Origin of the sequence: Aeromonas sp. QDB30 (genome assembly GCF_027707645.1) — a bacterium.
In the GTDB taxonomy this organism is placed as follows: domain Bacteria; phylum Pseudomonadota; class Gammaproteobacteria; order Enterobacterales; family Aeromonadaceae; genus Aeromonas; species Aeromonas caviae.
On the sequence record NZ_JAPCIY010000023.1, the window covers coordinates 17,533 to 42,804 of the forward strand.

Here is a 25,272-nt window from a genome sequence, read left to right on the forward strand (position 1 = left end):
CACAATGGCTGTCATTGATGTGATTAAGCAATGCGAGGATATGTCATGAAGCTGAGTCGACGCGACTTTATGAAGGCCAATGCGGTGGCGGCAGCCGCTGCCGTGGCCGGTGTCAGTGCCCCCACTCTGGCGGCGAACCTGATCACCAGTACCGACAAGACCGCCATCACCTGGGACAAGGCACCGTGCCGCTTCTGCGGGACCGGCTGTTCCGTGCTGGTGGGCTCCCAGGCTGGCCGCGTCGTGGCGACCCAGGGGGATCCCGATGCACCGGTCAACCGTGGCCTGAACTGCATCAAGGGCTACTTCCTCTCCAAGATCATGTACGGGGAGGATCGCCTGACCCAGCCCATGCTGCGCATGACGAACGGCAAGTTCGACAAGAACGGCAACTTCGCCCCCATCAGTTGGGATCAGGCCTTCGACATCATGGCCGAGAAGTTCAAGGCGACCCTGAAAGAGAAGGGCCCGACCGCCGTCGGCATGTTCGGCTCCGGCCAGTGGACCGTCTGGGAAGGCTATGCCGCCGCCAAGCTGATGAAGGCAGGCCTGCGCTCCAACAACCTGGATCCCAATGCCCGTCACTGCATGGCCTCCGCGGTAGTGGGCTTCATGCGTACCTTCGGCATGGATGAACCCATGGGCTGCTACGACGACATCGAGCAGGCCGACGCCTTCGTGCTGTGGGGCTCCAACATGGCCGAGATGCACCCCATCCTCTGGTCGCGCATCTCCGATCGCCGTCTGTCCCACCAGGATGTGCAGGTGCACGTGCTCTCCACCTTCGAGCACCGCAGCTTCGAGCTGGCGGACAACGGGCTGGTGTTCACCCCCCAGACCGATCTGGCGATCCTCAACTACATCGCCAACTACATCATCCAGAACGACAAGGTGAACTGGGAGTTCGTCAACAAGCACACCCAGTTCCGCAAAGGGGTGACCGACATCGGTTACGGCCTGCGTCCCACCAACCCGCTGCAGCAAAAGGCCAAGAACCCGGACAGCGGCGACTCCACCCCCATGAGCTTCGACGACTTCGCCAAGTTCGTGGCGGATTACGATCTGGAGTCCGTCTCCAAGCTCTCCGGCGTGCCCAAGGACAAGCTCGAGAAGCTGGCCCAGATCTATGCGGATCCGGACAAGAAGGTGGTCTCTTACTGGACCATGGGGTTCAACCAGCACACCCGTGGCGTCTGGGCCAACAACCTCTGCTACAACATCCACCTGCTGACCGGCAAGATCTCCCAGCCGGGCTCCGGCCCCTTCTCCCTGACCGGCCAGCCCTCCGCCTGTGGTACCGCCCGTGAAGTGGGTACCTTCGCCCACCGTCTGCCGGCGGACATGGTGGTCACGGATCCCAAACACCGCGCCATCGCCGAGAAGATCTGGAAGCTGCCGGAAGGCACCATCCCGGAGCAGGTGGGCTACCACGCCGTGCTGCAAAACCGCATGCTGAAAGACGGCAAGCTCAACGCCTACTGGGTGATGTGCAACAACAACATGCAGGCCGGCCCGAACATGAACGAAGAGGCGCTGCCCGGTTATCGCAACCCGGCCAACTTCATCGTGGTCTCCGACCCTTATCCGACCGTGACCGCCCAGGCGGCCGACCTCATCCTGCCCACCGCCATGTGGGTGGAGAAAGAGGGGGCCTATGGCAACGCCGAACGTCGCACCCAGTTCTGGCACCAGCAGGTGAAGGCACCGGAAGGGGCCAAGTCCGACCTGTGGCAGCTGATGGAGTTCTCCAAACGCTTCACCGTGGAAGAGGTGTGGCCGGCTGAGTTGATTGCCAAGATGCCGGAAGTGAAGGGCAAGACCCTGTTCGACGTGCTCTATGCCAACGGCCAGGTGAACCAGTTCCCGAAAGAGCAGAGCAAGGGGGCCCTGAACGACGAGGCCGAGCACTTTGGTTTCTACGTCCAGAAGGGGCTGTTCGAGGAGTACGCCTCCTTCGGTCGCGGCCATGGCCACGACCTGGCGCCGTTCGATCAGTATCACGAAGCCCGTGGCCTGCGCTGGCCGGTGGTGGACGGCAAGGAGACCCTGTGGCGCTATCGCGAAGGGTTCGACCCTTACGTGAAGGCGGGGGAGGGGGTGCGCTTCTACGGCAAGCCCGACGGCAAGGCGGTCATCTTCGCGCTGCCCTATGAGCCGGCTGCCGAAGCTCCGGACAAAGAGTACGACATGTGGCTCTCCACCGGTCGCGTGCTGGAGCACTGGCACACCGGCACCATGACCCGTCGCGTGCCCGAGCTCTATCGCGCCTTCCCGGATGCGGTGCTGTTCATGCACCCGGAAGATGCCAAGGCCCGTGGCGTGCGCCGTGGTGAAGAGGTGATCGTCTCCTCCCGCCGGGGCGAGGTGAAGACCCGGGTCGAGACCCGTGGCCGCAACCGTCCGCCCAAGGGACTGGTGTTCATGCCCTTCTTCGATGCGAGCCAGCTGGTCAACAAGCTGACCCTGGACGCCACCGATCCGCTCTCCAAGGAGACGGATTACAAGAAGTGCGCCGTCAAGGTCATGAAGGCCTGAGGCGGGGGAGCGCGAGATGAGTCGTAGTCGGCGCCAGTTTCTGGCCGACCTCGCCAAGGGGGCCTGCGGTGTGGGCCTGCTTGGTGTGGGGCTTGGCGGCGTGGCGCGCCAGCAGGTGCAGGCTTTGCCTGCCCAGGCGCTGCGCCCGCCGGCGGCCCTCGACGAGGCAGAGTTTCTCGGCGCCTGCGTGCGCTGCGGGCTCTGCGCCCTGGCCTGCCCCTACGACACCCTCAAGCTCGCCCGGCTGTTTGAACCCGTGACCACCGGCACCCCCTATTTCAAGGCGCGCGCCGTCCCGTGCGAGATGTGTGACGATATCCCCTGCGTGGCGGCCTGCCCGAGCGGGGCGCTGGATCGGGCCATGACCGACATCGATCAGGCGCGGATGGGGGTGGCGGTGCTCATCGATCACGAGACCTGCCTCAACTACCTGGGGCTGCGCTGCGACGTCTGCTACCGGGTCTGCCCCCTCATCGACAAGGCCATTACCCTGGAGCTGCAGCACAACCCGCGCACCGGCAAGCACGCCATGTTCCTGCCCACGGTGCACAGCGATCTCTGTACCGGCTGCGGCAAGTGCGAGCACGCCTGCGTGCTGGAGGAGGCGGCCATCAAGGTGGTGCCTCGCCAGCTTGCCAAGGGGGAGCTGGGTCACCACTACCGGCTCGGGTGGGAAGAGAAGGAGAAGGCGGGCAAGTCCCTCATCGGTGAGCGACTGACCCTGCCGACCCGCAAACCGGAGGGTCTATGAGTCGGTATCCGGGGGCCGAGGCCACGGCCAGGCTGGGGTGGTGGCGTGCCCACCGCTTCCTGCTGCTGCGCCGGCTTTGCCAGTTCGGGGTGCTGGGGCTGTTCCTGCTGGGGCCGCTCGCGGGCATCTGGATCCTCAAGGGCAACCTCTCCAGCTCGCTGCTGCTGGAGACGGTGCCCCTCACGGATCCCCTGACCCTGTTGCAGTCGGTGGCGGCGGGCCAGTGGCCCATCCCCACCCTCTGGCTCGGGGCCGGGCTGGTGCTCGCGGGTTACTGGCTGGTCGGGGGGCGGGTGTTCTGCTCCTGGGTCTGTCCGGTCAACCTGGTCACCGATGCCGCCGCCTGGCTCAGGGGGCGGCTCGGGCTCAAGGGCAACGGTCAGTTCAACCGCGCTACCCGCTACTGGCTGCTGGCCATGGTGCTGGTGGCGCCGGCCATCGCCGGCGTGCTGGTGTGGGAGCTGGTCAATCCGGTGCCCCTCACCCTGCGCGGCCTGCTGTTCGGCATGGGGGCGGGCTGGGGCCTGCTGGCGGCGCTGTTCCTGTTCGACCTTTTTGTGGTGGAGCGGGGCTGGTGCGGTCACCTCTGTCCGGTGGGGGCCTTCTATGCCCTGGTCAACCGGGTCGGGTTCATCAAGATTGCAGCCTCGGGGCGCGAGCGGTGCAGCAACTGCATGGATTGTTATGCGGTCTGCCCGGAGCGCCCCATCCTGCGCGGCCCCGTTCACGGTGCCAGGCGTGGTCACGGGCCCTTGATTGCGGCTCAGGAGTGTACCAACTGCGGCCGTTGCATCGATGTCTGCGCGGAGCAAGTTTTTGAAATCACTGTAGGTTTTGCCGTCAAGGCAGAGAAAACGTCGGAGAACACATAATGAAGAAGCTGATTGGAGCAATGCTGGCCTGCCTGATGGCGGGTTCCTTGATGGCGGCCGTCCCCGAGATCACCAACAGCACGGGGGGCATCAAGTCGGAGCGGGGAAGCACGGATCTGGTGACGGATGCCGACGCGGCCCCCATGAAGAACTTTCGCAAGGATGGCGACCTCTACGATCGCCAGTACATGCACCAGCCCCCGCTGATCCCCCACGACACCCGCAACTATGAAGTGGACAACAAGGTCAACAAGTGCCTGGCCTGTCACAGCTTCAAGAACGCCAGTGCCATGAAGGCCCCCAAGATAAGCCCCACCCACTTCGAGACCCGCGACGGCATGACCCTGGGCGAAGTCTCTCCGCGTCGCTACTTCTGTCTGCAGTGCCACGTGCCGCAAGCGGATGCCAAGCCGCTGGTGAACAATACCTTCAAACCGGTTGAAGCGCTGAACTGAGGAACCCATAGATGAAATTACCCGGCTTTGTGAAGCGTCTGTGGACCACCTTCAAGTCACCGTCGAAGGCGGCCCTCTGGGTCATCCTGCTGATGGGCTTCTTCGGTGGCGTCATCTTCTGGGGCGGGTTCAACACCGCCATGGAAGCGTCCAACACCGAGGCCTTCTGCACCGGTTGCCACGAGATGAAGGACAACGTGTTCGTGGAGTACCGCGACACCATCCACTACGCCAACCGCTCCGGCGTGCGGGCCAGCTGCCCGGATTGCCACGTACCCCACGAATGGACCTACAAGATCATCCGCAAGGTGCAGGCCTCCAAGGAGCTGTGGGGCATGATCACCGGCAAGGTGGATACCCGCGAGAAGTTTGAATCCCACCGGCGGGAGATGGCCGAGCGGGAGTGGCAGCGGATGAAGGAGACGGATTCGCGCGAGTGCCGCAACTGCCACAACTTCGAGTACATGGACTTCTCCCTGCAAGGGCGTCGAGCCGCCCAGATGCACTCCACCAACCTGGCAAGCGGGGCCAACACCTGCATCGACTGCCACAAGGGGATTGCGCACCAACTGCCTGACATGAAAGGGGTGCCAGGCTTCTGATGGGAAGGCCGCCGGATCCCCGGGATCCGGCGGCCTTCGAGATTAATGGGCAATGACGCCCCCCAGCCAGACATCTTTTGATAGAATCCCTTCCCGGCAACGCGGCGCCCACCGGCTCCTTTCATGGCTGGCACCACGGTGCGGCGCGTTCACCTCATCCTCTCGTGGTCAATGATTGACAGGAATGGCCCCAATGGCACCCAAACACAGCGAATTCATCCCTCTCAAGATCGCCGTCCTGACGGTTTCCGACAGTCGCACCGCTGCCGATGACAGCTCGGGGGACTATCTGGTCGAGGCCCTGACCCAGACCGGCCACGTGCTGGCCGACCGGGCGCTCTGCCCAGACAACCTGTTTCGCATCCGCGCCCAGGTGAGCGAGTGGATTGCCGACGAGGGAGTCCAGGTGGTGCTCATCAACGGCGGCACCGGCTTCAACGAGCAGAACCGGGTGCCCGAGGCGGTCGGCGTGCTGTTCGAGCGCACGGTGCAGGGCTTTGGCGAGATGTTCCGCCAGCTCTCGTTTGCCGAGATAAAAGGCTCCGCCATGCAGAGCCGTGCCCTGGCAGGACTCGCCAATCGCACCCTGATCTGCTGCCTGCCCGGCTCCACCGGCGCCTGCCGTCTGGGCTGGGAACAGCTTATCCGGGATCAGCTCGACGCCCGTACCCGGCCGTGCAACTTCGTGACCCATCTGTGATCCCGGGAGTAAACCCGGATCATCCATCTTATTCTTCGATAGGGGCATAGATGAACCTGACCCATCTCAACCAGAGCGGCGAGGCCCACATGGTGGATGTCACCGACAAGCAGGTGACCGAACGCGAGGCCCGCGCCGAGGCTTTCGTGACCATGGCCCCCGAGACCCTGGCGTTGATCCTGAGCGGTCAGCACCACAAGGGGGACGTCTTCGCCACCGCCCGCATCGCCGGCATCATGGCGGCCAAGAAGACCTCGGATCTCATTCCCCTCTGCCATCCCCTGGCCCTGACCCGGGTGGAGGTAGAGATAGCCCCCCAGGCGGCGCACAATCGGGTCCATATCCGCACCCTGTGCAAGCTCTCGGGCAAGACCGGGGTGGAGATGGAAGCGCTCACCGCCGCCTCGGTGGCGGCCCTGACCATCTACGACATGTGCAAGGCGGTGCAAAAGGACATGGTGATCGAGCAGGTGCGTCTGGTGGAGAAAAAGGGCGGCAAGTCCGGTCATTTCCAACTGGGTGCGACCAAAGGAGAGCAGGCATGATCAAGGTTCTGTTTTTTGCCCAGGTGCGTGAGCTGGTCGGCTGCGACGAGCTCAGCCTGCCTTGCGACTACGCCAGTGCCGATGCCCTTCGCGCCGCCTTGAGCGAGCGGGGTGACAAGTGGGCGCTGGCGCTCGAATCCGGCAAGCTCCTCGTGGCGGTCAACCAGACCCTGGTGCCGCTGGATACCCCTCTCCATGACGGGGATGAGGTAGCCTTCTTCCCGCCGGTGACCGGAGGTTGAGCCATGAGCGACGTAGCCATCACAGATCGCATTCTGGTGCAGCGGGCTGACTTCTCGCTGGCCGACGAATATGCCCGCCTTGCTGCCCGGCAGGACACAGGCGCGATTGTCAGCTTTGTCGGCAAGGTGCGCGACTTCAATCAGGGGGAGCATGTGAAGGGGCTGGCCCTCGAACACTACCCCGGCATGACCGAGAAGGCGCTGACGAACATAGTGGCCGAGGCCCGCAGCCGCTGGCCCCTGCAGGAGTGTACCCTCATTCACCGCATCGGCGAGCTGCTGCTCGGGGATCAGATCGTGCTGGTGGTGGTGAGCAGTGCCCACCGCGAGGCGGCCTTCGAGGCCTGCCACTTCATCATGGATTTCTTGAAAACCCGGGCGCCGTTCTGGAAAAAAGAGCTGACCGCCGACGGGGTGCAACGCTGGGTCGAGGCCAGGGCGAGCGATGACGCCGCCCTGGCCCGCTGGCAACAAGGGGAGTGAGCCTCGAGCTCGTGTCAATCGATCCGGCGTGCCGGAACATAAGGAGCAACGGAATGAAGAGATGGGTATCCCTGTTGGTGCTGGGGATCGGCGCCATGTACAGCGGTGCTGTGCTGGCTGACGAGGTCAAGGTGGCGGTGGCGGCCAACTTCAAGGGCACCATAGAGCGCATCGGCAAGGAGTTCACCGCCAAGACCGGCCACAACATCGCCATCAGTTCGGCGGCCACCGGCGTGCTCTATACCCAGATCACCCACGGTGCGCCCTTCGATCTCTTCCTCTCGGCCGACGTGGCGACCCCTCAAAAGCTGGAGTCGGAAGGCAAGGGGAGCGAACGCTTCACCTATGCCATCGGTCAGCTCGGCCTCTGGCAGAAGGGGGGGCCTGCTCCTGACGAGGCCACCTTGCGCCACTGGCAGGGGGAGCTGGCCATCGCCAATCCCAAGACAGCGCCCTATGGCGCCGCCGCCATGGCGACCCTGGCTCACCTCAAGATCGATCCCAAGCAGTATCGGGTGCTGACCGGCACCAACATCAGCCAGACCTGGCAGTTTGTCGATACCGGCAATGCGAAGCTGGGCTTCGTCGCCTGGGCCAACCTGGTGGAGGCGGGCAAGACCGGCGAAGCCTGGGCGGTGCCGGCCAGCTTCTATCCCCCCATCGAGCAGCAGGCCCTGGTGCTGAAGAAAGGGGCAGCGGTGGATGCCCTGGTCGCCTGGCTCAAGGGGCCGGGACAGGCGCAGATCAAGGCGGCGGGTTACGCCCTGCCGCAGTAAGCGCCCGGCGTCTGCCGGGGCCGGCCAGCCCCGTGCTGGCCAGATCCGGTGCCTGACGTGTCCCAAGGCGGCGTCCGTCATGACGGCGCCCTGTTTTTTATCGACACCCGAGAGGGGACCCTATGAGTGAAGGGGATCTGCTGGCGGTCTGGCTGACCCTGAAACTGGCGGCCAGTACCACTGCCATCCTGCTGCTGCTGTCGCCGCCGCTCGCCTGGTGGCTGTCTCGCAGCCAGCACCGGCTGCGCCCTCTGGTGGAAGCCATGGTGGCCCTGCCGCTGGTGCTGCCGCCCACCGTGCTCGGTTTCTATCTGCTGCTGGCCTTCTCCCCGGAGTACGGCCTCGGTGGCTGGTGGCGGGAGACCTTCGGAGCCCCGCTCGCCTTCAGTTTCCTCGGCCTGCTCATCGCCTCCGTCATCTATTCGCTCCCCTTCGTGGTACAGCCCCTCACCTCCGCCTTCGTCAACATGGGCAACAAGGAGCTGGAGGCTGCCGCCACCCTGGGGATGGGCCCGTTTGAGCGTTTCTTTCGCATCATCCTGCCCATGACGCTGCCCAGCTTCGTGATGGCGGCAGCGCTGGGCTTTGCCCACACCCTGGGGGAGTTCGGGGTGGTGCTGATGATCGGCGGCAACATTCCCGGGGAGACCCAGGTGCTCTCCATCGCCCTGTTTGATCACGTGGAGGCGATGGATTACCAGAATGCCCATATTCTGGCAGGCGGCCTGATGGGCTTCTCCCTGGTGATGCTGGTGCTGGTCTACGGGGTGCTGCAACGCCGGCAACGGAGGCTGTTCGGATGAACCTCTACCTCAAGGCCAGACGTGATTTCGGACCCTTCACCCTGGCGTGCGATCTGGCGCTGCCCCCCAGCCGCATCCTCGGCCTGTTCGGTCCTTCGGGCTGTGGCAAGAGCACCCTGCTGCGTATCATCGCCGGGCTCGACAGGGCCCCGGGCGATGCCCTGCGCTGGCAGGGGCGCGAGCTTGCAGCCCTGCCCCCCGAGGCGCGGCGCATCGGGCTGGTGTTTCAGGATGCTCGTCTCTTCCCCCACCTGAGTGTGCTCGGCAACCTGCAACTGGCGGCTCGCAAGGGGAGGGGGCGCTGGCAGCCAGAGGATCTGGCTGCGCGTCTTGGCTTTGCCGAGCTGCTGGGGCAACCGGCCCACGGCCTTTCCGGCGGTCAGCGTCAGCGGGTGGCACTGGCCAGGGCCTTGCTGGCCGAGCCTGATCTGCTGCTGCTGGATGAACCCTTCTCGGCGCTGGACAGGCGCAGCCGCATCCATCAGGCCCACGTGCTCAAGGGCTTGCAGCAGGAGAGCGGCATCCCCATGATCTTCGTCAGCCACGCCATGGAGGAGGTGAGCCTGCTCTGCGATGGACTGGTGCTGCTGGCAGAGGGACGGGTGGAGGCCCAGGGCACCCCAGAGGAGATCTTCGCCCGCACCGACCTGTCGCTGGCCAGTCGCGACGACGTCGGGGTCATGCTCTCGGCGACCCTGTCCCACTACGACGAGCACGAGCAGATGGCGACCCTGCGACTCGGGGAGCAGACCCTGATGGTGACCATGGAGCATGCCCCCGATGAAGCAGGCCCCTTGCAGATCAAGGTGGCGGCGCGGGATCTGGTGATCGCCACCGAGCCCATCGTGCACTCCAGCCTCTCCAACTGCCTCGAGACCCGGCTGCTGGAGGTGCGGGAGGTGCGACCGGGGCAGACCCTGTTGCAGTTGGCTCTCGGGCAGCAGATACTGCTGGCCCGGATCACCAGCCGCTCCGCGCAGCGGCTCGCCCTGACGCCGGCCATGCGCCTCTACGCCTACATCAAGGCGGTGAGCCTGGTGGGAGAGGGGTAGACAGGGGACCGGAGTACGGATTGGCTGGCCATGAGTGGCCGGCATGGCGTCGAGAAAGGGGGGACGGGTGCGTCGCAATCAGGTAATGAAATCCCATGGCTTGGCCCTGCGCAGTGCGGGGGAGGGGCCCTTGCTGCTCTTGCTGCACGGGCTGGGCTCTTCCAGCCTCGACTGGCAGGCGCAGATCGAGCGTTTTTCCGAGCGCTACCGGGTGGTGGCCATGGACTTGCGCGGCCACGGCCAGAGCATGCAGGAGGGGCCCTTTGACGTGCCCACCCTGGCGGCGGACGTGGCCCGCTGGCTCGACGAGCAGCCCGAGCCTGCCTGGGTAGTGGGGTTGTCGCTCGGTGCCATGGTGGCGCTGGAGCTGGCGCTGCAACTGCCCCACAAGGTGCAGGGGCTGGTGCTGGTCAACGGCTTCAGCGAATTTCTGCTGGAGACACCAAAGGAGCAGGAGCGCTATGCCATGCGCCTCAAGTGGCTGCGCTGGTTCGGCATGCGGCCGCTGGCGTGGTGGCTCGGTCGCGAGCTCTTTCCCGGCCCCGATCTCGCCCAGGTGCGCCACACCTTCCGGGGGCGCTTCGTGCGCAACAAAAAGAAGACCTACAAGGCGCTGCTGGAGGCGCTGCCCGGCTGGTCGGTGCGGGCTCGTCTCGGCACCCTCTGGCAGCCGGTGGCCATCATCTCCACCAGTCACGACTATCTGCCCCTGGCGCGGCGGGTGGAGCAGTTCGCCTCCCTGCCCAATGCCACCATCCACACTCCGGATGGTCACCACGCCTGGCCGGCGGAAGATCCTGCCGGGTTCAATCATCTGTTGCAGCGGATCCTCTCAACCCATTGAGGGGAGCAGACAGCAGAGGTAGATAAAAAAGCCGAACCCCGGGGTTCGGCTTTTTTGTGGGCGCAGCTCAGGGCTTTGAGCAGACCGGGCAGTCGGGGCGTTTGGGCAGTTTCAGCTCGCGAAAGCTGCCACCCAGACCGTCGATCATCAGCAGGCGGCCGCTGTAGCTTTTGCCCATGCCCGCCAGCAGCTTGATGGCCTCGAGCGCCTGCAAGCTGCCCACCAGCCCCACCACGGGGGCCAGTACCCCCGCCTCGACACAGGTGAGGGCCTGATCGCCAAAGAGGGCGCTGAGACAGGCGTAGCAGGGTTCATCCTCCTGCCAGGTGAAGCTGCAAAGCTGCCCTTCCAGCCGGATGGCGGCGCCGCTGACCAGGGGCACCTTGTGCTGGCGGGCACGCTGGTTGAGGAGGTTGCGGATGGCGACGTTGTCGGTGCAGTCGAGCACTAGCTGATGGCCTGGCAGCAGGGCATCGAGCAGCGCCTCGTCGGCGAGGGCGGCGTGGGTCTCCACCTCGAGCCAGGGGGTGAGGGCGCGCAGGGACGTCGCCGCGGACTCCACCTTGAGCTGGCCGATGCGCTCGTCGCTGTGCAGCACCTGGCGCTGCAAATTGGAGAGCTCCACCCGATCGAAATCCACCAGGGTGAGGTGGCCGACCCCGGCCACCGCCAGATACTGGCTGGCGGCGCAGCCCAGGCCCCCGGCGCCGATGACCAGCACGCGGGACTGCTTGAGCGCCTCCTGCCCCTCGAAGTCGAAGGATTTGAGCACGATCTGGCGGTTGTAGCGAAGGAGTTCTGCGTCGCTCAGGATCTCGCTCACAGCAGCAGCCCCGAGAAGGGCTCGACGGTGACCGTCTCACCGGCGGCCACCTTGCCGCGCTCCTGCTCGAGCACGATGTAGCAGTTGGCCCGGGACAGGGAGCTGAACACCCCGGAGTCCTGGGAGCCGGTGCTGCGTACCTCGAGGCCATTCGGGCCCACACTCAGGATGCCGCGCTGGAAGTCCAGGCGCCCCGGGCTCTTCTTGAGCGGCGCTGTCGCCAGGGCCTGGAGGGGGTGCGGGCGTGCAAACTGCTGACCGGCCAGTCTGGCCAGGGCCGGTTGCACCAGCTGATCGAAGGTGACCATGGCGGAGACCGGGTTGCCCGGCAGACCGAAGAACCAGGCGTTTGGCAACCGGCCAAAGGCGAAGGGTTTGCCCGGCTTGATGGCGAGCTTCCAGAAGCCAATTTCCCCGAGCTCTTCGAGCAGTTGCTTGGTGAAGTCCGCTTCCCCCACCGAGACTCCCCCGGTGGTGATCAGGGCATCGGCCTCGCGGTCGGCCTGCAAGAAGGCGGCGCGAAGGGCCGCCGGATCATCGGGGATGATGCCAAGGTCCAGGCACTCACAGCCCATGCGGCTCAGCATCGCCTTGACCCCGTAGCGGTTGGAGTCGTAGATGTCCCCGTGCTGGAGCGGGGTGCCCAGAGGCTTGAGCTCGTCCCCTGTGCTGAAGATGGCGACCCTGAGGGGACGGCGCACCGTGACGTTCGCGATGCCAAGGGAGGCGAGCAGCGGCAGCTCTCTGGGGCTCAGGCGAAGGCCGCTTTCGAGCACCCTGTCACCCTGCGCCAGGTCCTCGCCGCGGCGACGGATGTTCTGGCCGGCAACGGGGCGGGTCAGGAAAGTGATCCCGTTGTCGCCGGCTTGCGTTTCTTCCTGCATCACCACTGCGTCAGCACCCGGGGGCACAGGGGCCCCGGTCATGATGCGGATGCAGTGGACGGCGGGCCACTCCCCCTCATAGGGCTGGCCCGCAAAGGCCTTGCCCGCCACGGGGAGCGGCACCCCGGCGGCGAGATCCGCCAGGCGCACGGCATAGCCGTCCATGGCGGCGTTGTCGAAGGGGGGGACGAAGAGGGGGGAGCTTATCTCCTCGGCCAGGATCCGATCCAGCGCCTGGGGCAGGGGCAACCGCTCCGTCTCGCAGCAGCAGGTGAGTTGTTCCAGCATCCCTTGCAGGGCCTTGTCCAAGGGGAGGAGTGCACCGGTATCGAATCCCATCATCATGACCTCTCTGGTGTGTAGGGGGCGGATTATCCCAAAAATCCGCTCCGATGGGCAGACCGAAGGTGCGGTAATGGGGGGCAGATGCCCCGGTGTGATCGGATTCTGGGGCGCTATCCCGTTGAATTACCTCCTGATGGGTAACCAGGGCGAGGCTTGCGCGGGATGGCAGGTGGGGAAGAGGCGGCATGGCCGTGCGCCTTGCCCCCGAATGGGCAGGCCGGTGCGGACAAAACGGGGTGGTTTGGCATAAAGTCGGGCACCGGGCTTGAGTTAGACAGAATTATGACAATAATCGCCCTGTAAGATTGCGCCGCGGCACCATGCCGCAGGCCAGCACAGTCCCTGAGCGTGGGAGAGAAACACGATGACGAGCTTAAGCCAGGAAGCCCTGTTGGTCAGGGCGGCGCTCGAGGCCGAGGGCCTTGAGACACCTCTGGTGGCCAATGAATTGAGCGGCCAGCAGAAAAAGGAAAAAATCGAAGGTCATATGCGCGCCATCATGGAGACGCTGGGACTGGATCTGGCCGACGACAGTCTGGCCGAGACCCCGCACCGCATTGCCAAGATGTACGTGAACGAGATCTTCTCCGGCCTCGACTATGCCACCTTCCCCAAGGTGACGGTGATCGAGAACAAGATGAAGGTGGACGAGATGATCATGGTGCGGGACATCAGCCTCACCAGCACCTGCGAGCACCACTTCGTCACCATAGACGGCTTTGCCCACGTGGCCTACATTCCCCGCGGCAAGGTGATTGGCCTGTCGAAGATCAACCGCATCGTGCAGTTCTTCGCCCGCCGTCCCCAGGTACAGGAGCGGCTGACCCAGCAGATCCTGCTGGCGTTGCAGACCCTGCTTGGCACCAGGGACGTGGCCATCAGCATCAAGGCGACCCACTTCTGCGTGAAGGCCCGTGGCGTGATGGACTCCACCTCCTACACCACCACCACCTCTCTGGGCGGCGTCTTCAAGACCCAGCCCGACACCCGCGCCGAGTTCCTCGGTGGTCTGAAAGGGTAGTGCTCCCGGGGCCTGTCGCCGACAGGCCCCGTCTCCTTTCCCTCACTTTTTTTGAAAAATACCTAAAGTTGTGACCGTGCCGGTCGCTATGGCTCTCCGTGTTGTCGGACGGTCTGGTTGACGCCGACACCCCCGGGCCCGCCCTTGTGCGCGCCGACAGGGACGAGATGTGCTGCCAAGGAGGGTAGTGAAGGCGCAGGCCAGGCCTGCGCCCAGCAATGCCACTTGTTTTCCCCATGCAGGACATGCCATGAACACCATGACGATAGGCAAAAAACTTACCGCCGGCTTTGCCGTACTCGGCCTGATGATGGCCTTTATCGGCGGCTTCTCGCTGTTTGAATTCAGCAAGATGAACCGCGCCGCCATCGGCTTTACCGACAGTATCCTGCCCGCCGTCGTGCGCACCAGCACCCTCGGCGAGACCATCAATGCCCTGCGCCGCTACGAACTGGATGTCTTCCTGGTGGCGGACGATGCCCAGCAGAAGGCCCGCTATCGCAACGAGAGCGAGAAGAGCCTGCAAGAGGCTGCGCGCCAGATAGTGGCCCACGATGGCACCATCTGGGCGGAGGATCGGGAGGAGCGCCGTGCCTTTGACATCGTCAAGGCGGACTGGGAGCGATATGTCGCCCTGCACCAGCGCATCCGGCAGATGCAGGACTCGGGACAGATGGCCGAAGCCCAGCACCTCTTCATGGGGGAGGGGGTCACCCTCTATACCAATCTGACCAAGTCGGTGGGTGAGCTTATCCGCATCAACCACGGCTACTCCGTGGGCTCCCGTGCCGAGGTGGTGGACGCCTTTGACAGCGCCAAGCTGAGCGTGACCCTGGCCCTGGTGATAGGCCTGGCCCTGGTTGTCGCCCTCTCGGTGGTGCTGACCCGCCAGATCCGCGACCCGCTCATCATGCTGGCCCGTCAGGCCCAGCGCATCGCGAGCGGCGATCTCGGCCGGGGCGAGCTGCAGGAGTGGGTCCGCGGCAACCGCTTCAACCGCGACGAGCTGGGTCAGCTGGGGTCGGCCATCGACCGGATGCAGGGGGCACTGGCAGAGCTGGTGAGCGAAATCTCCGGCTCGGTGAGCCAGCTCAGCAGCGCGGTAGAGGAGGTGAGCGCCATCTCCGAGCAGTCCGCCAAAGGCATGGCAAGCCAGCAGGGAGAGGTCTCTCAGGTCGCCACCGCCATGAACGAGATGCAGTCCACCGTCAATGAGGTGGCTCGCAACACCACGGACGCCATGGGGGCGGCCAAGCAGGCTTCCCGCACCTCCACCCAGGGCAACCAGGTGGTGCGCAGCGCCATCGGCAGCATAGAGCAGGTCTCCCGTCAGATAGAGCAGGCCGGGAGCGTGGTGCAGCAACTGGAGACCGACAGCGCCAGCATCAGCATGGTGCTGGACGTGATTCGCGGCATCGCCGAGCAGACCAACCTGCTGGCCCTCAACGCGGCCATCGAAGCGGCCCGGGCCGGCGAGCAGGGCCGTGGCTTTGCGGTGGTGGCGGACGAGGTGCGCAGTCTGGCCCAGCGTACCCAGGCATCCACCGCCGAGATCAGCAAGATGATCGAGGTGTTGCAGGAGCGCACCGCCGAGGCGGGCAGCGCCATGCAGCTGAGCCGTCAGCAGATGCAGGAGAGCGTGGAGCTGGCGCGGGAGGCGGGGAGCAGCATCGACAGCATCAATGGTGCCGTCACCCAGATCACCGACATGAACACCCTGATCGCCACCGCCACCGAGCAGCAGAACGCGGTCACCGAGGAGCTCAATCGCAGCATCGTCAAGATCCACACCGCCGCCGACGAGAATGCCCAGGGGGCGCAGCAGACCGCCCAGGCCTGTGTCGAGCTGAGCAAGCTGGCCAATACCCTGCACCATATGACCCAGCGTTTCACCCTCTGAGTCTTGCTGCCACCCGGCACAGCGCAGAAGGCCCCGCCAATCGGCGGGGCCTTGTTGTTTCTGGCTGGACCTGGGCGCCGTCAGCTCAGGCCGACAATGTCGCCGTCATCGTTGATGTCGATATGGTGTTCAGGGACGGCAGACTGCCAGCCTGTACGTCAGCTCAGGCCGACAATGTCGCCGTCATCGTTGATGTCGATATGGTGTTCAGGGACGGCAGGCTGCCAGCCTGCGCGTCAGCTCAGGCCGACAATCTCCCCGTCATCGTCGATGTCGATATGGCGATAGGCCGGCAGACTGCCCAGGCCCGGCATGGTCATGATGGGGCCTGCCAGGGCATAGACGAAGCCTGCCCCCGCGCAGAGTTTCACCTCCTCGATGGGGACCTCGAAGTCCGTCGGCACGCCCTTCCTGGCCGGGTCATGGCTGATGGAGAGCGGCGTCTTGGCCATGCAGACGGGCAGGTGATCCTGGCCCTCTGCCGAGAGTCTGGCCAGTTGCTGGCGCGCCTTGTCCGAGAGGGTGACGCCCCGGCCACCATAGCCGCACTCCACCAGGGTGGCGAGCTTGGCGGCAAGGCTCATCTCATCGGGGTAGAGCAGCCTGACCTCACTGGGCTGCTTGCAGGCCGCCACCACGGCGTGAGCCAGATCCGCCGCGCCCGCGCCACCGTCAGTGAAGGCCCGGGAGAGGGCGACCCCACAGGCACCGGCCTGGCGCGCCGCCGCCTCCAGCAGGGCCAGCTCGGCGTCGCTGTCGGTGGGGAAGCGGTTGATGGCGACCACCACGGGCACCCCGTAACGGCGGGCGTTGTGAATATGCCAGGCGAGGTTGGCGCACCCCGCTGTCAGGGTGGGGAGATCTTCCCCTTGCAGGCTGGCCGGCAGCGGCTGGCCCGGCCGGATGTCGAGCAGGCCGCTGTTGGCTTTGAGGCCGCGCACCGTGGCCACCAGCACCACGCAGGCGGGGGGAAGGCCGGACTGGCGATACTTGATATTGAAGAACTTCTCCAGCCCCATGTCGGAGCCAAAACCCGCCTCGGTCACCACGTAGTCGGCAAGACCCAGCGCCATGCGATCGGCGATGACGGAGGAGTTGCCGTGGGCGATGTTGGCAAAGGGGCCGGCGTGGACCAGCACAGGGGTCTGCTCCGTGGTCTGCATCAGGGTGGGCTTGAGGGCGTCTTTGAGCAGCACCGTCATGGCCCCCGCCACTTCCAGCTGCTCGGCGGTGATGGGCTTGCCGCGCAGGTCGAGGGCGAGCTGGATGCGGCCGATACGCGCGCGCAAGTCCTTGAGATCCCTGGCCAGCGCCAGAATGGCCATCAGCTCGGAGGCGGCGGTGATGACGAAGCGATCGGGACGCTCGACTCCATCGGCAGCGCCGCCCTGGCCGAGGGTGAGGTGGCGAAGCGCCCGGTCGTTCATGTCCAGGGTGCGGGGCCAGAGGATGTTGGCCGGGTCGATATCGAGCCGCGCCAGGCCGGTTCTGGCGCTGAACTGGTCACCGAGTTTGCGTTCATGGAACAGGCGGGCATCGAGGGCGGCAGAGGCCAGGTTGTGGGCGGCGGTGAGGGCGTGAAAATCCCCGGTGAGGTGCAGGTTCATCTCCTCCATCGGCACCACCTGGGCCATGCCGCCCCCGGCGGCGCCCCCCTTGACCCCGAAGACGGGGCCGAGGCTCGGTTGGCGAATGGTGGCGATGCTGGGCTGGCCGATGTGGTTGAGCCCCATGGAGAGGCCGATCGTGGTGACCGTCTTGCCCTCCCCAAGGGGGGTGGGCGTGATGGCGCTCACCAGCACCAGCTTGCCGGGCTCGCGGGCGGGGGCGTGATGGAGCAGCGCGAGGTCGAGTTTGCCCTTGTAATGGCCGTGGGGGTGGAGATGGGCGGCCGCTATGCCGAGCTGTGCTGCCACCTCGGCGATGGGCAGGCGGGGGGACTGGCGGGAGATCTCGATATCGCTTAGCATCAGCACCTCGTTGGCATGTCAGGTCAAATATGCGGCGAAGTCTAGAGGAATCAACAGGCTAATCCAATGAGCAATACTATTTTATCCGGCAGTCGTGAGCCCCATCAAAGCCCCATCCTGCTGGATCTCAACGCCCTCTATCACCCGCCCAAACGGCCCCTCACCGCCCTTGGCATCGTCAGCGCCTTCATCCCGCTCTTTGGTTACGGCTGGCAGGCGATGACCCAGGATCCCGAGACCCACTTTCGCCACGAGCTCGGCAAGCGCATCAACAAGCACAAGAGCGACGAGGCGAACCTCGCCCTGATGATGCAGTTGGCGGCCATGCTGGATTGCCACTGCCTGCACGTCACCCTGCCCTATGCGCTGGGGGAGGCCGAGCTCGCCGCCTTGCGCCAGCGTCTGCCACGCTGGCAGATGAGCCAGCAGGATCACCTGCTGGTGGCCGAGCTGATGCCCACCCCCTGAGCCCGGGCTCAGGTCTCCCTGTCCCAGTAGTGGGGCGCCAGATAGCGCTCCTGCACGAATTCGATGAAGCAGCGCACCTTGGCCGACACGAAACGGCGGTGCGGATAGAGGGCATAGAGCCCCACCTGCCCCTTCTCCCACTCCAGCAACAAGGGGACCAGCGCCCCCGAGCGCAGCGCATCCCCCACGATGAAGGTGGGCTGCAAGATGATGCCCTGGTGGTCGCAGGCGGCCCGGGTCAGGGCCACCCCGTTGTTGGCGCGAAGTGGCCCCTGGGGACGGATGCTGTGCTCCTCCCCATCCCGTTTGAAGACCCAGTCCGGCTGGGTCAGGGTGTAGATGAGACAGTCGTGCTGCTTGAGATCCTCCGGGGTCTTCGGCCTGCCCCGGCGGGCCAGGTAGTCGGGGCTGGCGCACACCACCATCTTCATCATGGCGAGCGGCTTGGCCACCAGGGAGGAGTCCGGCAGGTTGCCGATGCGCAGGGCCAGATCGAACCCCTCCTCCACCAGGGCCACCCGCCGGTCGCTGTACTCAATCTCGAGCTTCAAGTCCGGGTAGCGCTCGCGAAACAGCGGCAGGGCGGGGGAGAGGTGCAGGTAGCCGAAATCCATGGGCACCGAGAGCTTGAGGGTGCCCTGGGGCTGCTGGTTGTTGTGGGTGAGCTGGCTGTGGGTCTCTTCCAGCTCCGCCAGCAGGGCCAGGGAGCGCTGGTAGTAGAACTGGCCCGCCTCGGTGGGATTGACTTGGCGGGTGGTGCGCGACAGCAGCCGGGTGGAGAGGGACTCCTCGAGCTGCTGCATCAGCTTGGAGGTCATGGCGACCGAGATCCCGAGCTGATGGGCGGCCTTGGTGAAGCTCTGGCACTCCACCACCTTGATGAAGGTGCGCATGGCGGCTATCTGATCCATATTCCACTCTCGGTTGATAATTATTTTAATAAATCGATGATTATCTATTCTCGATAGGAGGTTAGCATTTTGGACACCGTTGTGAACCCCCAATGAAGGAACGATCGGAATGAAAATGACCAAGGCCCTGCTGGCCTCCTGCCTGTTTATGGCGGCTCCCCTGATGGCTGCCGATTACGATGTCGATGCAGCGCACACCACAGTCCAGTTCAAGGTGGGCCACCTCGGCTTCTCCGAACTGGTCGGCCGGTTCAACACCTTCAGTGGCACCTTCAGCATGGACGACGCCAACCCGGCGGCGGCCAAGGCGAGCTTCGAAATCGATGCCGCCAGCGTGGATTCCAACCACGAGGCCCGCGACAAGCACCTGCGCAGCCCCGACTTCCTGGACGTGAAGCAGTACCCCAAGATGACCTTCGTCAGCACCGGCTATGAAGGCACCAAGGACAAAGGCGTGCTCAAGGGCACCCTGACCCTGCACGGCGTCTCCAAGGACGTGGCCTTCGACCTGGTCCACATCGGCGAAGGCAAGGATCCCTGGGGCGGCTACCGCAGCGGCTTCAACGCCACCACCACCATCAAGCGCAGCGACTTTGGCGTGAACTACATGGTGCCGAACATCCCTGACGAGATGACCATCAACCTGTTCGTTGAAGGCGTGCGCAAGTAATGGGCGCAGCACTCCTGCTTCAAACCCTGGCGACTCCTTTAGGGGCCGCTTTGCTGTCGTGGCGCTGGCCGCGGCTGGGCTATCTGTGGGGCGCCCTGGGGATCTGGCTGGTGGGCTGCCTGCTGGGCGGTGCCTATGGCCTGCCGGTCAAGGCGTGGCAGTGGCTGCCGCTGACCCTGCTGGTGCCCGCTCTGACCCAGGGGACCAACAAGGGGATCGCCCTCGCGCTGTTCGGGGGGCTGGGCGCCCTGGTGTGGTGGCAGGGGCTGGCCTCCGTGCTGGCGAGCGAGCCCGGGATCTGGCTGGCCCTGTTGCCCGCCATCCTCTGGTCTGGCTGGATGAGCTGGCGCGGTGACAGCGAGGAGGGGCTCGGCTTCGCCCTGGCCTTCATCTGGCTGGCGCTGGTCATCGGCATCGATGGCAGCCTGCTCATCGCCCAGCTGACGGGGGCCCTGGCCGCATTTGCCGGATTCCGTGCCCTGCTCGGCGCCTTTGCAGGGGTCAAGGTGACCCCGGCTGCCCTGGGGCTTTCACTCGCCTTCGTGCAGATGCTCGCCTGGCAGTACGTGGAAGTGCCCCTGCTGGTGCTGCTGCCGGTCTGGCTGTTGCCGCTGCTGGAACGTGCCCTGCACGGGCGCCCGGGACTCTCTCGCTGGGGGGTCTTGATCCTGGTGGCGGCCGTTGGTGCCGGAGTGAGTCTGTGGTGGGTATGGCCAGAGGCGTCACTTTACTGATTTCTGCATGAAAAACAGGCTATTACCTTAGAAATTGATGGGCTTGTCAAAGTCTGGACAGATAAAGATTGAGACCCATGGTGCTTTCGGATAAAAAGGATTTTCAATTATCTGGATACACACAGAACCCGGCTATGCCGGGTTCTGTTTGCCTGCTTTCCCGCGGCATGCTAAGGAGGCCACAGTTGCACAGTCAGGGATCTGAGCATCTGTTTTTTCGCCATTTCACCGAACAGGGATGTCTTGGGGATCTCTGCATCCTGCTGGTGACCCACCTGCTTCCCGACAGACCCGACTTCATCCAGGTGCTCGATCGGGTGGGCCGGGTCGGCGCCATCCTGCCCAAACCCAAGTCCGTGCACGGGCCGACGCTGGCCTGGGCCCAGCAGCACTACCCCGTGCTGCCCCTCAATCGCCACTGGACCTCGGATCCCGGTGAGGTGATCGCCCAGATTGCCCCTCTGGTGATGTCTCACGAGCGGCTCATCATCCTCGACATCGGCGGCTACTTTGCCAAGAGCCAGGCGGTACTGGCCGAGCACTTTGGCGCCCGCTTCATCGGGGTGGTGGAGATGACCGAGAACGGCCATCAGCGCTACGAACAGGAGTCCCTGGCGGCCCCCGTCATCTCGGTGGCCCGCAGCCCCCTCAAGCAGGCGGAAGATATCCAGATCGGCCTGAGCGTGGTCTACTCCGCGGAGTCCCTGGCGCGTACACTGAGGCGTACCTTCAATGTCTGCCAGGCCGCCCTGTTCGGCTATGGCAAGGTGGGGCGCAGCATCGCCCGGGAACTGCGCTGTCGCAACCTGCATCTGGAGCTGGTGGAGACGGATGCCCTGCGCCAGGTGGAGGCGCTCTCCCACGGCTTCAAGCTGGTGAACAAGGCCGAGGCCCTGGGCCGCGCCGAGCTGGTGATCTGCTCCACCGGCAACGGCTCCCTCGACATCACCGATATGCAGGCCCTGCGCCCCGGCGCCATGCTGGCCTCGGTCACCTCCGCCGACGACGAATTCGCCTTCAGCCTCGCCCAGCTGCCCTGGCCGAGCGAGGAGGTGTGTCCCCATGTGCTGGCCCTGACCCGGCCGGACGGCAGCACCATCTTTTTGCTCAACCGGGGGGAGGCGGTCAATTTCGTCCACGGCGCCGTCATCGGCGAATATGTCTACCTGGTGCTGGCGGAGATCATCGAAGGGGTGCACCAACTGGCCCATCAGGCATCCACCCCGGGCCTTCACGAACTGCCCCAGGCCACCATGCAGCGCATTGCTCGCCACTGGTTGACCGATTTTCACGGAGTCACCCCATGACAGACACCCATTTGCCCCTCGCGAAACCGCGCATCGAAATCCGTTACTGCACCCTCTGCCGCTGGATGCTGAGGGCCGCCTGGCTCGCCCAGGAGCTGCTCTCCACCTTCGACGGCGAACTGGGCGAGGTGGCCCTGGTGCCTGCCAGCAAGGGGGAGTTTCGCATCCTGGTGGACGGGGTGCTGGTGTGGGACAGGGTGGCCGACGAGGGCTTCCCCGAGGCCAAGGAGATCAAGCAGCGGGTGCGGGATGTCATCGCCCCGGAGCGGGATCTCGGCCATGCGGATCGCAAACCCGCAGCCGAGTAGGCTGCATCACCCATGATGTGAAAGAGGGAGGCGCAGGCCTCCCTCTTTCGTTGCGGCCCCCGGTCAACGGTCGCCAGATGTGGCCAGCCCTTCCCCGGCGGGGAGGCCAATATAGCGGGCCCGCTTGTGGGGCTTGATGCGGCTCACGTCCACCCACACCAGGCCGTCGATGCAGTGGTTGAAGTCCGGGTCGATGCCAAAGTCCATGAACTGCACGCCCCCCGGCTCGCACAGCTCGGCGTACTGCTTGTAGAGGGTGGGAATGGCGCAGCCCAGGTTGTCGAGCCCGGCCTTGAGCACCTTGAGGTCGTCCCCGTAATCGCGCCCCTCGAACAGCGTCGGCGTGGCGGGATAGGGGCGGCGGGAAGGGGCGAGGGCAAGGGTGGGGGCGAAGTGCTGGCGATAGAAGCTCACCAGCAGATCCTTGGCCGCCGGCGGCAGGCTGCCGGAGAGGGTGACGGGCCCGAACAGGTAGCGGTATTGGGGATAGCGGGCCAGATAGGCCCCGATGCCGAACCAGAGGTAATCGAGCCCCCGCTTGCCCCAGTAGGCGGGCTGGATGAAGCTGCGGCCAAGCTCGATGGCCTGTTCCAGCCGGGGCAGCAGCTTCTCTTCGAAGCCGAACAGGGTGTGGCTGTAGAGGCCATCCAGTCCCTTGCTGGCCAGCCGTTCGGCCACCGGGGCGAAACGGTAAGCGCCGATGATGTCGAGGCGGGCGGGATCCCAGAGGATGAGATGGTGATAGTCATCGTCGAAGGCATCGAGATCCCGCCGCTTGCCCGAGCCTTCCCCCACCGCCCGAAAGGCAATCTCCCGCAGGCGCCCCAGCTCACGCAGGATCACCGAGTGGCTCTGCTCGTGGCGGCGATAGAGCAGGATGCGCTGGCCGTCCGGGGTCTGGCCGAGCAGCTCGCACCCGTCGATGGCCTGTTTCAGCAGGCGGCGATCCTCCGGCAGGGCGATGGGGGCCTCGGTCTGCAACCGTCCCGCCTTGCCCCGAGCGATTCGGTAGAGGTGGCCGCGCACCAGCCGGGCCGCCGTCTTGGCCGGCAGCTCCTGAAAACTGGCGAGGGGAATGCGCGCCCCTATGGTCACCGGCAGCGTCTGCCCCTGCTGGCGAAACAGTTGGCGTACCAGCAGCAGGGCGGAGGCGGGCTTGTTGAGCCAGGAGGCGAGATAGAACCAGAGGCTGTTGCGCCCTCCCAGGTGAATGGGCACCAGGGGCGTTCGGCTGCGCTGGGCCAGCTTGATGAAGCCGGCCTGCCAGGGGCCATCCTTCACCCCCTTGGGGCCGAGGCGGGAGACCTCGCCTGCGGGGAAGATAACCAGGGCCCCGTCGGCGACGAGGTGTTCATTCATGGCGAGGATGGCCTGCCTGTTGGTCTTGCCCCCCAGGTTGTCCACCGGCAGCAGCAAAGGGCGCAGCGGCGCGAGCTGGGCCAGCACCTGGTTGGCCACTATCTTGACGTCGGGGCGGATGCGCCCGATGAGGCGCAGCAGGGCCAGTCCGTCCAGGGAGCCGATGGGGTGGTTGGCGACAAGAATGACCCGGCCGCTGGCGGGAATGTGCTCGAGCTCGGCCTCGCTCACCCGGTAGTCGAAGTGGAGCTCGGTGAGGGCCTGCTCGACGAAGTCCAGACCGCGCAGGTGGGGATGGCGCATGGCAAAGCGGGTGAAGGCCTCCTCGTGCAGCAACCAGCTCAGCCCCTGCCTCATCAGGGGGCGGAGGAGGGGCTGGCTGGCGAGGCGGGGCAGGTGCTGCCCCAGCAGGGTATCGACATCGAACATGGGCAAGGCTCCGCTGAACTTTGCCCCAGCTTGACGCCCCTGCGTGCCTTTCGTGTGTCGGTTGGGTGACGGTTTGATGACGGGGCGAGCCCCGTCCTTGCTCCCTTACTCTGCCCGCCAGGCAGAGGTGAGGCGCACCAGCGCCACCAGGGTGGCGACCGCTTTTTCCATGGATTGCAGGGGGATGAACTCGTGCTTGCCGTGGAAGTTGTGGCCGCCGGTGAACAGGTTCGGGCAGGGCAGCCCCATGAAGGAGAGCCGGGCGCCGTCGGTGCCGCCGCGAATGGGTTTGATCTTGGGCACCACGTCGGCGGCCTCCATGGCGGCTTTGGCCAGCTCGACGATGTGGGGATGGGGCGCTATCTGGCTGCGCATGTTGCGGTAGTTGTCCGCTATCTCCAGGGTGATGCGCGCCCTGGGAGCGTCCAGCTGCAGGGAGGCGACCCGCTCCTTGAGCTGGGCCTTGCGGGCGGCGAAGCAGTCATCGTCGAAGTCGCGGATGAGGTAGTGCAGGGTGGTCTCCTCCACCGTACCTTCCATCCGGGCCAGGTGGAAGAAGCCCTCATACCCCTGGGTGCACTCCGGGGTCTGCTCGGCGGGCATGGCGGCATGGAAGCGGGCGGCCAGGGTCTGGCTGTTGATCATGCTGCCCTTGGCGGTGCCGGGGTGGACGTTGTTGCCTGTGATGCGCACCGTGGCGCTGGCGGCGTTGAAGTTCTCGCATTCGAGCTCGCCGAGCTCGCCGCCATCCACCGTGTAGGCCCACTTGGCCGGGAAGCGCTCCAGCGGGAAGCGGTCGGCACCGCGCCCTATCTCCTCGTCCGGGGTAAAGCCGACCCAGACATCGCCACGGGGGATCTCGGGGTGAGCCTGCAGGTATTCCACGGCGGTGAGGATCTCGGCGATGCCCGCCTTGTCGTCGGCCCCCAGCAGGGTGGTGCCGTCGGTGGTGATGAGATCCTGCCCCAGGTAGTTTTTCAGGAAGCGGTACTGGCGGATGGCCAGCACCTCGTCCCCCTTGCCAAGGCAGATATCGCCCCCCTGATAGTTCTCGACTATCTGGGGAACGACGCATTCGGCCTCGTAATCGGCGGTGTCCATGTGGGCGATGAGCCCGATGGCGGGGGCATCCGGCTGGTTGCCCGGCAGGCAGGCTGTGAGGTAGCCATGCTCGTCCAGGGTGACCTGGCTCAGCCCCATCTGCGTCATTTCGTCGCGCAGGGCCCGGGCGAAGAGGCGCTGTCCCTCGCTGCTGGGGCAGGCAGGATTGGTCGCATCGGAACGGGTATAAAAGGTGAGGTAGTGGAGAAAGCGCGAAAGCAGGGTGTTCATGGGCAAGCCTTGGGTCACGAAAGAGGAGTCATTGTGGCCAAGACGGCGGCGCCGCTTATTGCGTCAGCGCAGTTTTTGATGACTTTGTGGGGGAGAGGAGGGCTATCGAGGGGGAGGGGCAGGGATCATCGCTCGGCACCTTGCATAAAAA

The 25,272-nt window shown here is 65.1% G+C and carries 26 protein-coding genes; 20 read left to right on the plus strand and 6 right to left on the minus strand.

All coding sequences use genetic code 11. The features are described from left to right. Positions 1 to 45 precede the first annotated feature (45 nt). From napA to PG896_RS09410, 13 genes are all read left to right on the plus strand, one after another. Entirely contained in the window at positions 46 to 2,535 is a 2,490-nt protein-coding gene (gene napA / locus PG896_RS09350) for a nitrate reductase catalytic subunit NapA (protein ID WP_041212735.1), read from the plus strand. A gap of 16 nt (positions 2,536 to 2,551) precedes the next feature. Continuing rightward, positions 2,552 to 3,286 carry a ferredoxin-type protein NapG gene (napG, locus tag PG896_RS09355; protein WP_102948210.1) on the plus strand — a complete coding sequence of 245 codons (735 nt, stop codon included), beginning with the start codon at positions 2,552 to 2,554 and terminating at the stop codon, positions 3,284 to 3,286. Further along, the gene (napH, locus tag PG896_RS09360) at positions 3,283 to 4,158 is read left to right on the plus strand and encodes a quinol dehydrogenase ferredoxin subunit NapH (RefSeq protein ID WP_102948211.1); all 876 of its coding nucleotides are present in this window, start codon (positions 3,283 to 3,285) and stop codon (positions 4,156 to 4,158) included. Before napG ends, napH begins: the two co-directional genes overlap by 4 nt. Further along, positions 4,158 to 4,613, plus strand: coding sequence for a nitrate reductase cytochrome c-type subunit (locus PG896_RS09365; protein WP_029314277.1), 456 nt, complete (start codon positions 4,158 to 4,160; stop codon positions 4,611 to 4,613). Before napH ends, PG896_RS09365 begins: the two co-directional genes overlap by 1 nt. A gap of 11 nt (positions 4,614 to 4,624) precedes the next feature. Next, complete coding sequence (locus tag PG896_RS09370; RefSeq protein WP_010674159.1) at positions 4,625 to 5,215, plus strand: cytochrome c3 family protein; 591 nt, start codon at positions 4,625 to 4,627, stop codon at positions 5,213 to 5,215. 193 nt (positions 5,216 to 5,408) lie between these two features. Then, on the plus strand, positions 5,409 to 5,915 hold the full coding sequence (gene moaB, locus PG896_RS09375; protein WP_102948212.1) for a molybdenum cofactor biosynthesis protein B: 507 nt from the start codon (positions 5,409 to 5,411) through the stop codon (positions 5,913 to 5,915). Between the two features lie 50 nt (positions 5,916 to 5,965). After that, on the plus strand, positions 5,966 to 6,460 hold the full coding sequence (gene moaC / locus PG896_RS09380; RefSeq protein WP_043154228.1) for a cyclic pyranopterin monophosphate synthase MoaC: 495 nt from the start codon (positions 5,966 to 5,968) through the stop codon (positions 6,458 to 6,460). Continuing rightward, the gene (gene moaD / locus PG896_RS09385) at positions 6,457 to 6,702 is read left to right on the plus strand and encodes a molybdopterin synthase sulfur carrier subunit (protein WP_010674162.1); all 246 of its coding nucleotides are present in this window, start codon (positions 6,457 to 6,459) and stop codon (positions 6,700 to 6,702) included. The genes moaC and moaD overlap by 4 nt, the downstream gene beginning before the upstream one ends. A gap of 3 nt (positions 6,703 to 6,705) precedes the next feature. Next, the gene (gene moaE, locus PG896_RS09390; protein WP_102948214.1) at positions 6,706 to 7,185 is read left to right on the plus strand and encodes a molybdopterin synthase catalytic subunit MoaE; all 480 of its coding nucleotides are present in this window, start codon (positions 6,706 to 6,708) and stop codon (positions 7,183 to 7,185) included. Positions 7,186 to 7,238: 53 nt separating this feature from the next. Continuing rightward, positions 7,239 to 7,961: a molybdate ABC transporter substrate-binding protein gene (gene modA / locus PG896_RS09395; protein ID WP_201872126.1), complete on the plus strand. Its 723-nt coding sequence runs from the start codon at positions 7,239 to 7,241 to the stop codon at positions 7,959 to 7,961. Between the two features lie 122 nt (positions 7,962 to 8,083). After that, positions 8,084 to 8,764, plus strand: coding sequence for a molybdate ABC transporter permease subunit (modB, locus tag PG896_RS09400; protein WP_010674165.1), 681 nt, complete (start codon positions 8,084 to 8,086; stop codon positions 8,762 to 8,764). Beyond that, a complete protein-coding gene (gene modC, locus PG896_RS09405; RefSeq protein ID WP_161470242.1) occupies positions 8,761 to 9,816 on the plus strand; it encodes a molybdenum ABC transporter ATP-binding protein in 1,056 nt (351 codons plus the stop codon). Before modB ends, modC begins: the two co-directional genes overlap by 4 nt. A gap of 67 nt (positions 9,817 to 9,883) precedes the next feature. Continuing rightward, positions 9,884 to 10,660 carry an alpha/beta fold hydrolase gene (locus PG896_RS09410; protein WP_161470248.1) on the plus strand — a complete coding sequence of 259 codons (777 nt, stop codon included), beginning with the start codon at positions 9,884 to 9,886 and terminating at the stop codon, positions 10,658 to 10,660. 67 nt (positions 10,661 to 10,727) lie between these two features. On the opposite strand, the gene moeB is transcribed toward PG896_RS09410, so the two are convergent. Next, positions 10,728 to 11,483, minus strand: a complete 756-nt coding sequence (gene moeB / locus PG896_RS09415) for a molybdopterin-synthase adenylyltransferase MoeB (protein ID WP_049636338.1) — start codon at positions 11,481 to 11,483, stop codon at positions 10,728 to 10,730. Further along, positions 11,480 to 12,706, minus strand: coding sequence for a molybdopterin molybdotransferase MoeA (gene moeA / locus PG896_RS09420; protein ID WP_270835632.1), 1,227 nt, complete (start codon positions 12,704 to 12,706; stop codon positions 11,480 to 11,482). Before moeA ends, moeB begins: the two co-directional genes overlap by 4 nt. A gap of 370 nt (positions 12,707 to 13,076) precedes the next feature. Here moeA and folE point away from each other — a divergent pair, with 370 nt between their 5' ends. Continuing rightward, positions 13,077 to 13,733, plus strand: coding sequence for a GTP cyclohydrolase I FolE (gene folE, locus PG896_RS09425; RefSeq protein WP_010674171.1), 657 nt, complete (start codon positions 13,077 to 13,079; stop codon positions 13,731 to 13,733). 250 nt (positions 13,734 to 13,983) lie between these two features. Beyond that, positions 13,984 to 15,633 (plus strand): methyl-accepting chemotaxis protein, encoded by a 1,650-nt coding sequence (locus tag PG896_RS09430; RefSeq protein ID WP_042882553.1) that lies wholly within the window; start codon positions 13,984 to 13,986, stop codon positions 15,631 to 15,633. A 236-nt stretch (positions 15,634 to 15,869) separates the two neighbouring features. Here PG896_RS09430 and PG896_RS09435 read toward each other — a convergent pair whose 3' ends face one another. Continuing rightward, complete coding sequence (locus PG896_RS09435; RefSeq protein WP_201956327.1) at positions 15,870 to 17,603, minus strand: formate--tetrahydrofolate ligase; 1,734 nt, start codon at positions 17,601 to 17,603, stop codon at positions 15,870 to 15,872. A gap of 66 nt (positions 17,604 to 17,669) precedes the next feature. On the opposite strand from PG896_RS09435, the gene PG896_RS09440 reads away from it, so the two are divergent. Then, on the plus strand, positions 17,670 to 18,071 hold the full coding sequence (locus PG896_RS09440; RefSeq protein WP_010674174.1) for a hypothetical protein: 402 nt from the start codon (positions 17,670 to 17,672) through the stop codon (positions 18,069 to 18,071). Positions 18,072 to 18,079: 8 nt separating this feature from the next. Here PG896_RS09440 and PG896_RS09445 read toward each other — a convergent pair whose 3' ends face one another. Further along, positions 18,080 to 18,982: a LysR family transcriptional regulator gene (locus PG896_RS09445; protein ID WP_039038856.1), complete on the minus strand. Its 903-nt coding sequence runs from the start codon at positions 18,980 to 18,982 to the stop codon at positions 18,080 to 18,082. Positions 18,983 to 19,091: 109 nt separating this feature from the next. Here PG896_RS09445 and PG896_RS09450 point away from each other — a divergent pair, with 109 nt between their 5' ends. From PG896_RS09450 to PG896_RS09465, 4 genes are all read left to right on the plus strand, one after another. Further along, positions 19,092 to 19,652 carry a YceI family protein gene (locus PG896_RS09450; RefSeq protein WP_039038857.1) on the plus strand — a complete coding sequence of 187 codons (561 nt, stop codon included), beginning with the start codon at positions 19,092 to 19,094 and terminating at the stop codon, positions 19,650 to 19,652. After that, the gene (locus PG896_RS09455) at positions 19,652 to 20,386 is read left to right on the plus strand and encodes a hypothetical protein (protein ID WP_201872916.1); all 735 of its coding nucleotides are present in this window, start codon (positions 19,652 to 19,654) and stop codon (positions 20,384 to 20,386) included. Before PG896_RS09450 ends, PG896_RS09455 begins: the two co-directional genes overlap by 1 nt. Positions 20,387 to 20,571: 185 nt before the next feature. After that, positions 20,572 to 21,693, plus strand: coding sequence for an adenosylhomocysteinase (locus PG896_RS09460; protein WP_104455669.1), 1,122 nt, complete (start codon positions 20,572 to 20,574; stop codon positions 21,691 to 21,693). Then, positions 21,690 to 22,001 carry a SelT/SelW/SelH family protein gene (locus tag PG896_RS09465; protein ID WP_010674179.1) on the plus strand — a complete coding sequence of 104 codons (312 nt, stop codon included), beginning with the start codon at positions 21,690 to 21,692 and terminating at the stop codon, positions 21,999 to 22,001. Before PG896_RS09460 ends, PG896_RS09465 begins: the two co-directional genes overlap by 4 nt. 63 nt (positions 22,002 to 22,064) lie before the next feature. Here PG896_RS09465 and PG896_RS09470 read toward each other — a convergent pair whose 3' ends face one another. Continuing rightward, the gene (locus tag PG896_RS09470; protein ID WP_270835630.1) at positions 22,065 to 23,789 is read right to left on the minus strand and encodes a lysophospholipid acyltransferase family protein; all 1,725 of its coding nucleotides are present in this window, start codon (positions 23,787 to 23,789) and stop codon (positions 22,065 to 22,067) included. 105 nt (positions 23,790 to 23,894) lie between these two features. Then, complete coding sequence (gene pepT / locus PG896_RS09475; protein ID WP_270835631.1) at positions 23,895 to 25,121, minus strand: peptidase T; 1,227 nt, start codon at positions 25,119 to 25,121, stop codon at positions 23,895 to 23,897. Positions 25,122 to 25,272: the final 151 nt, after the last annotated feature.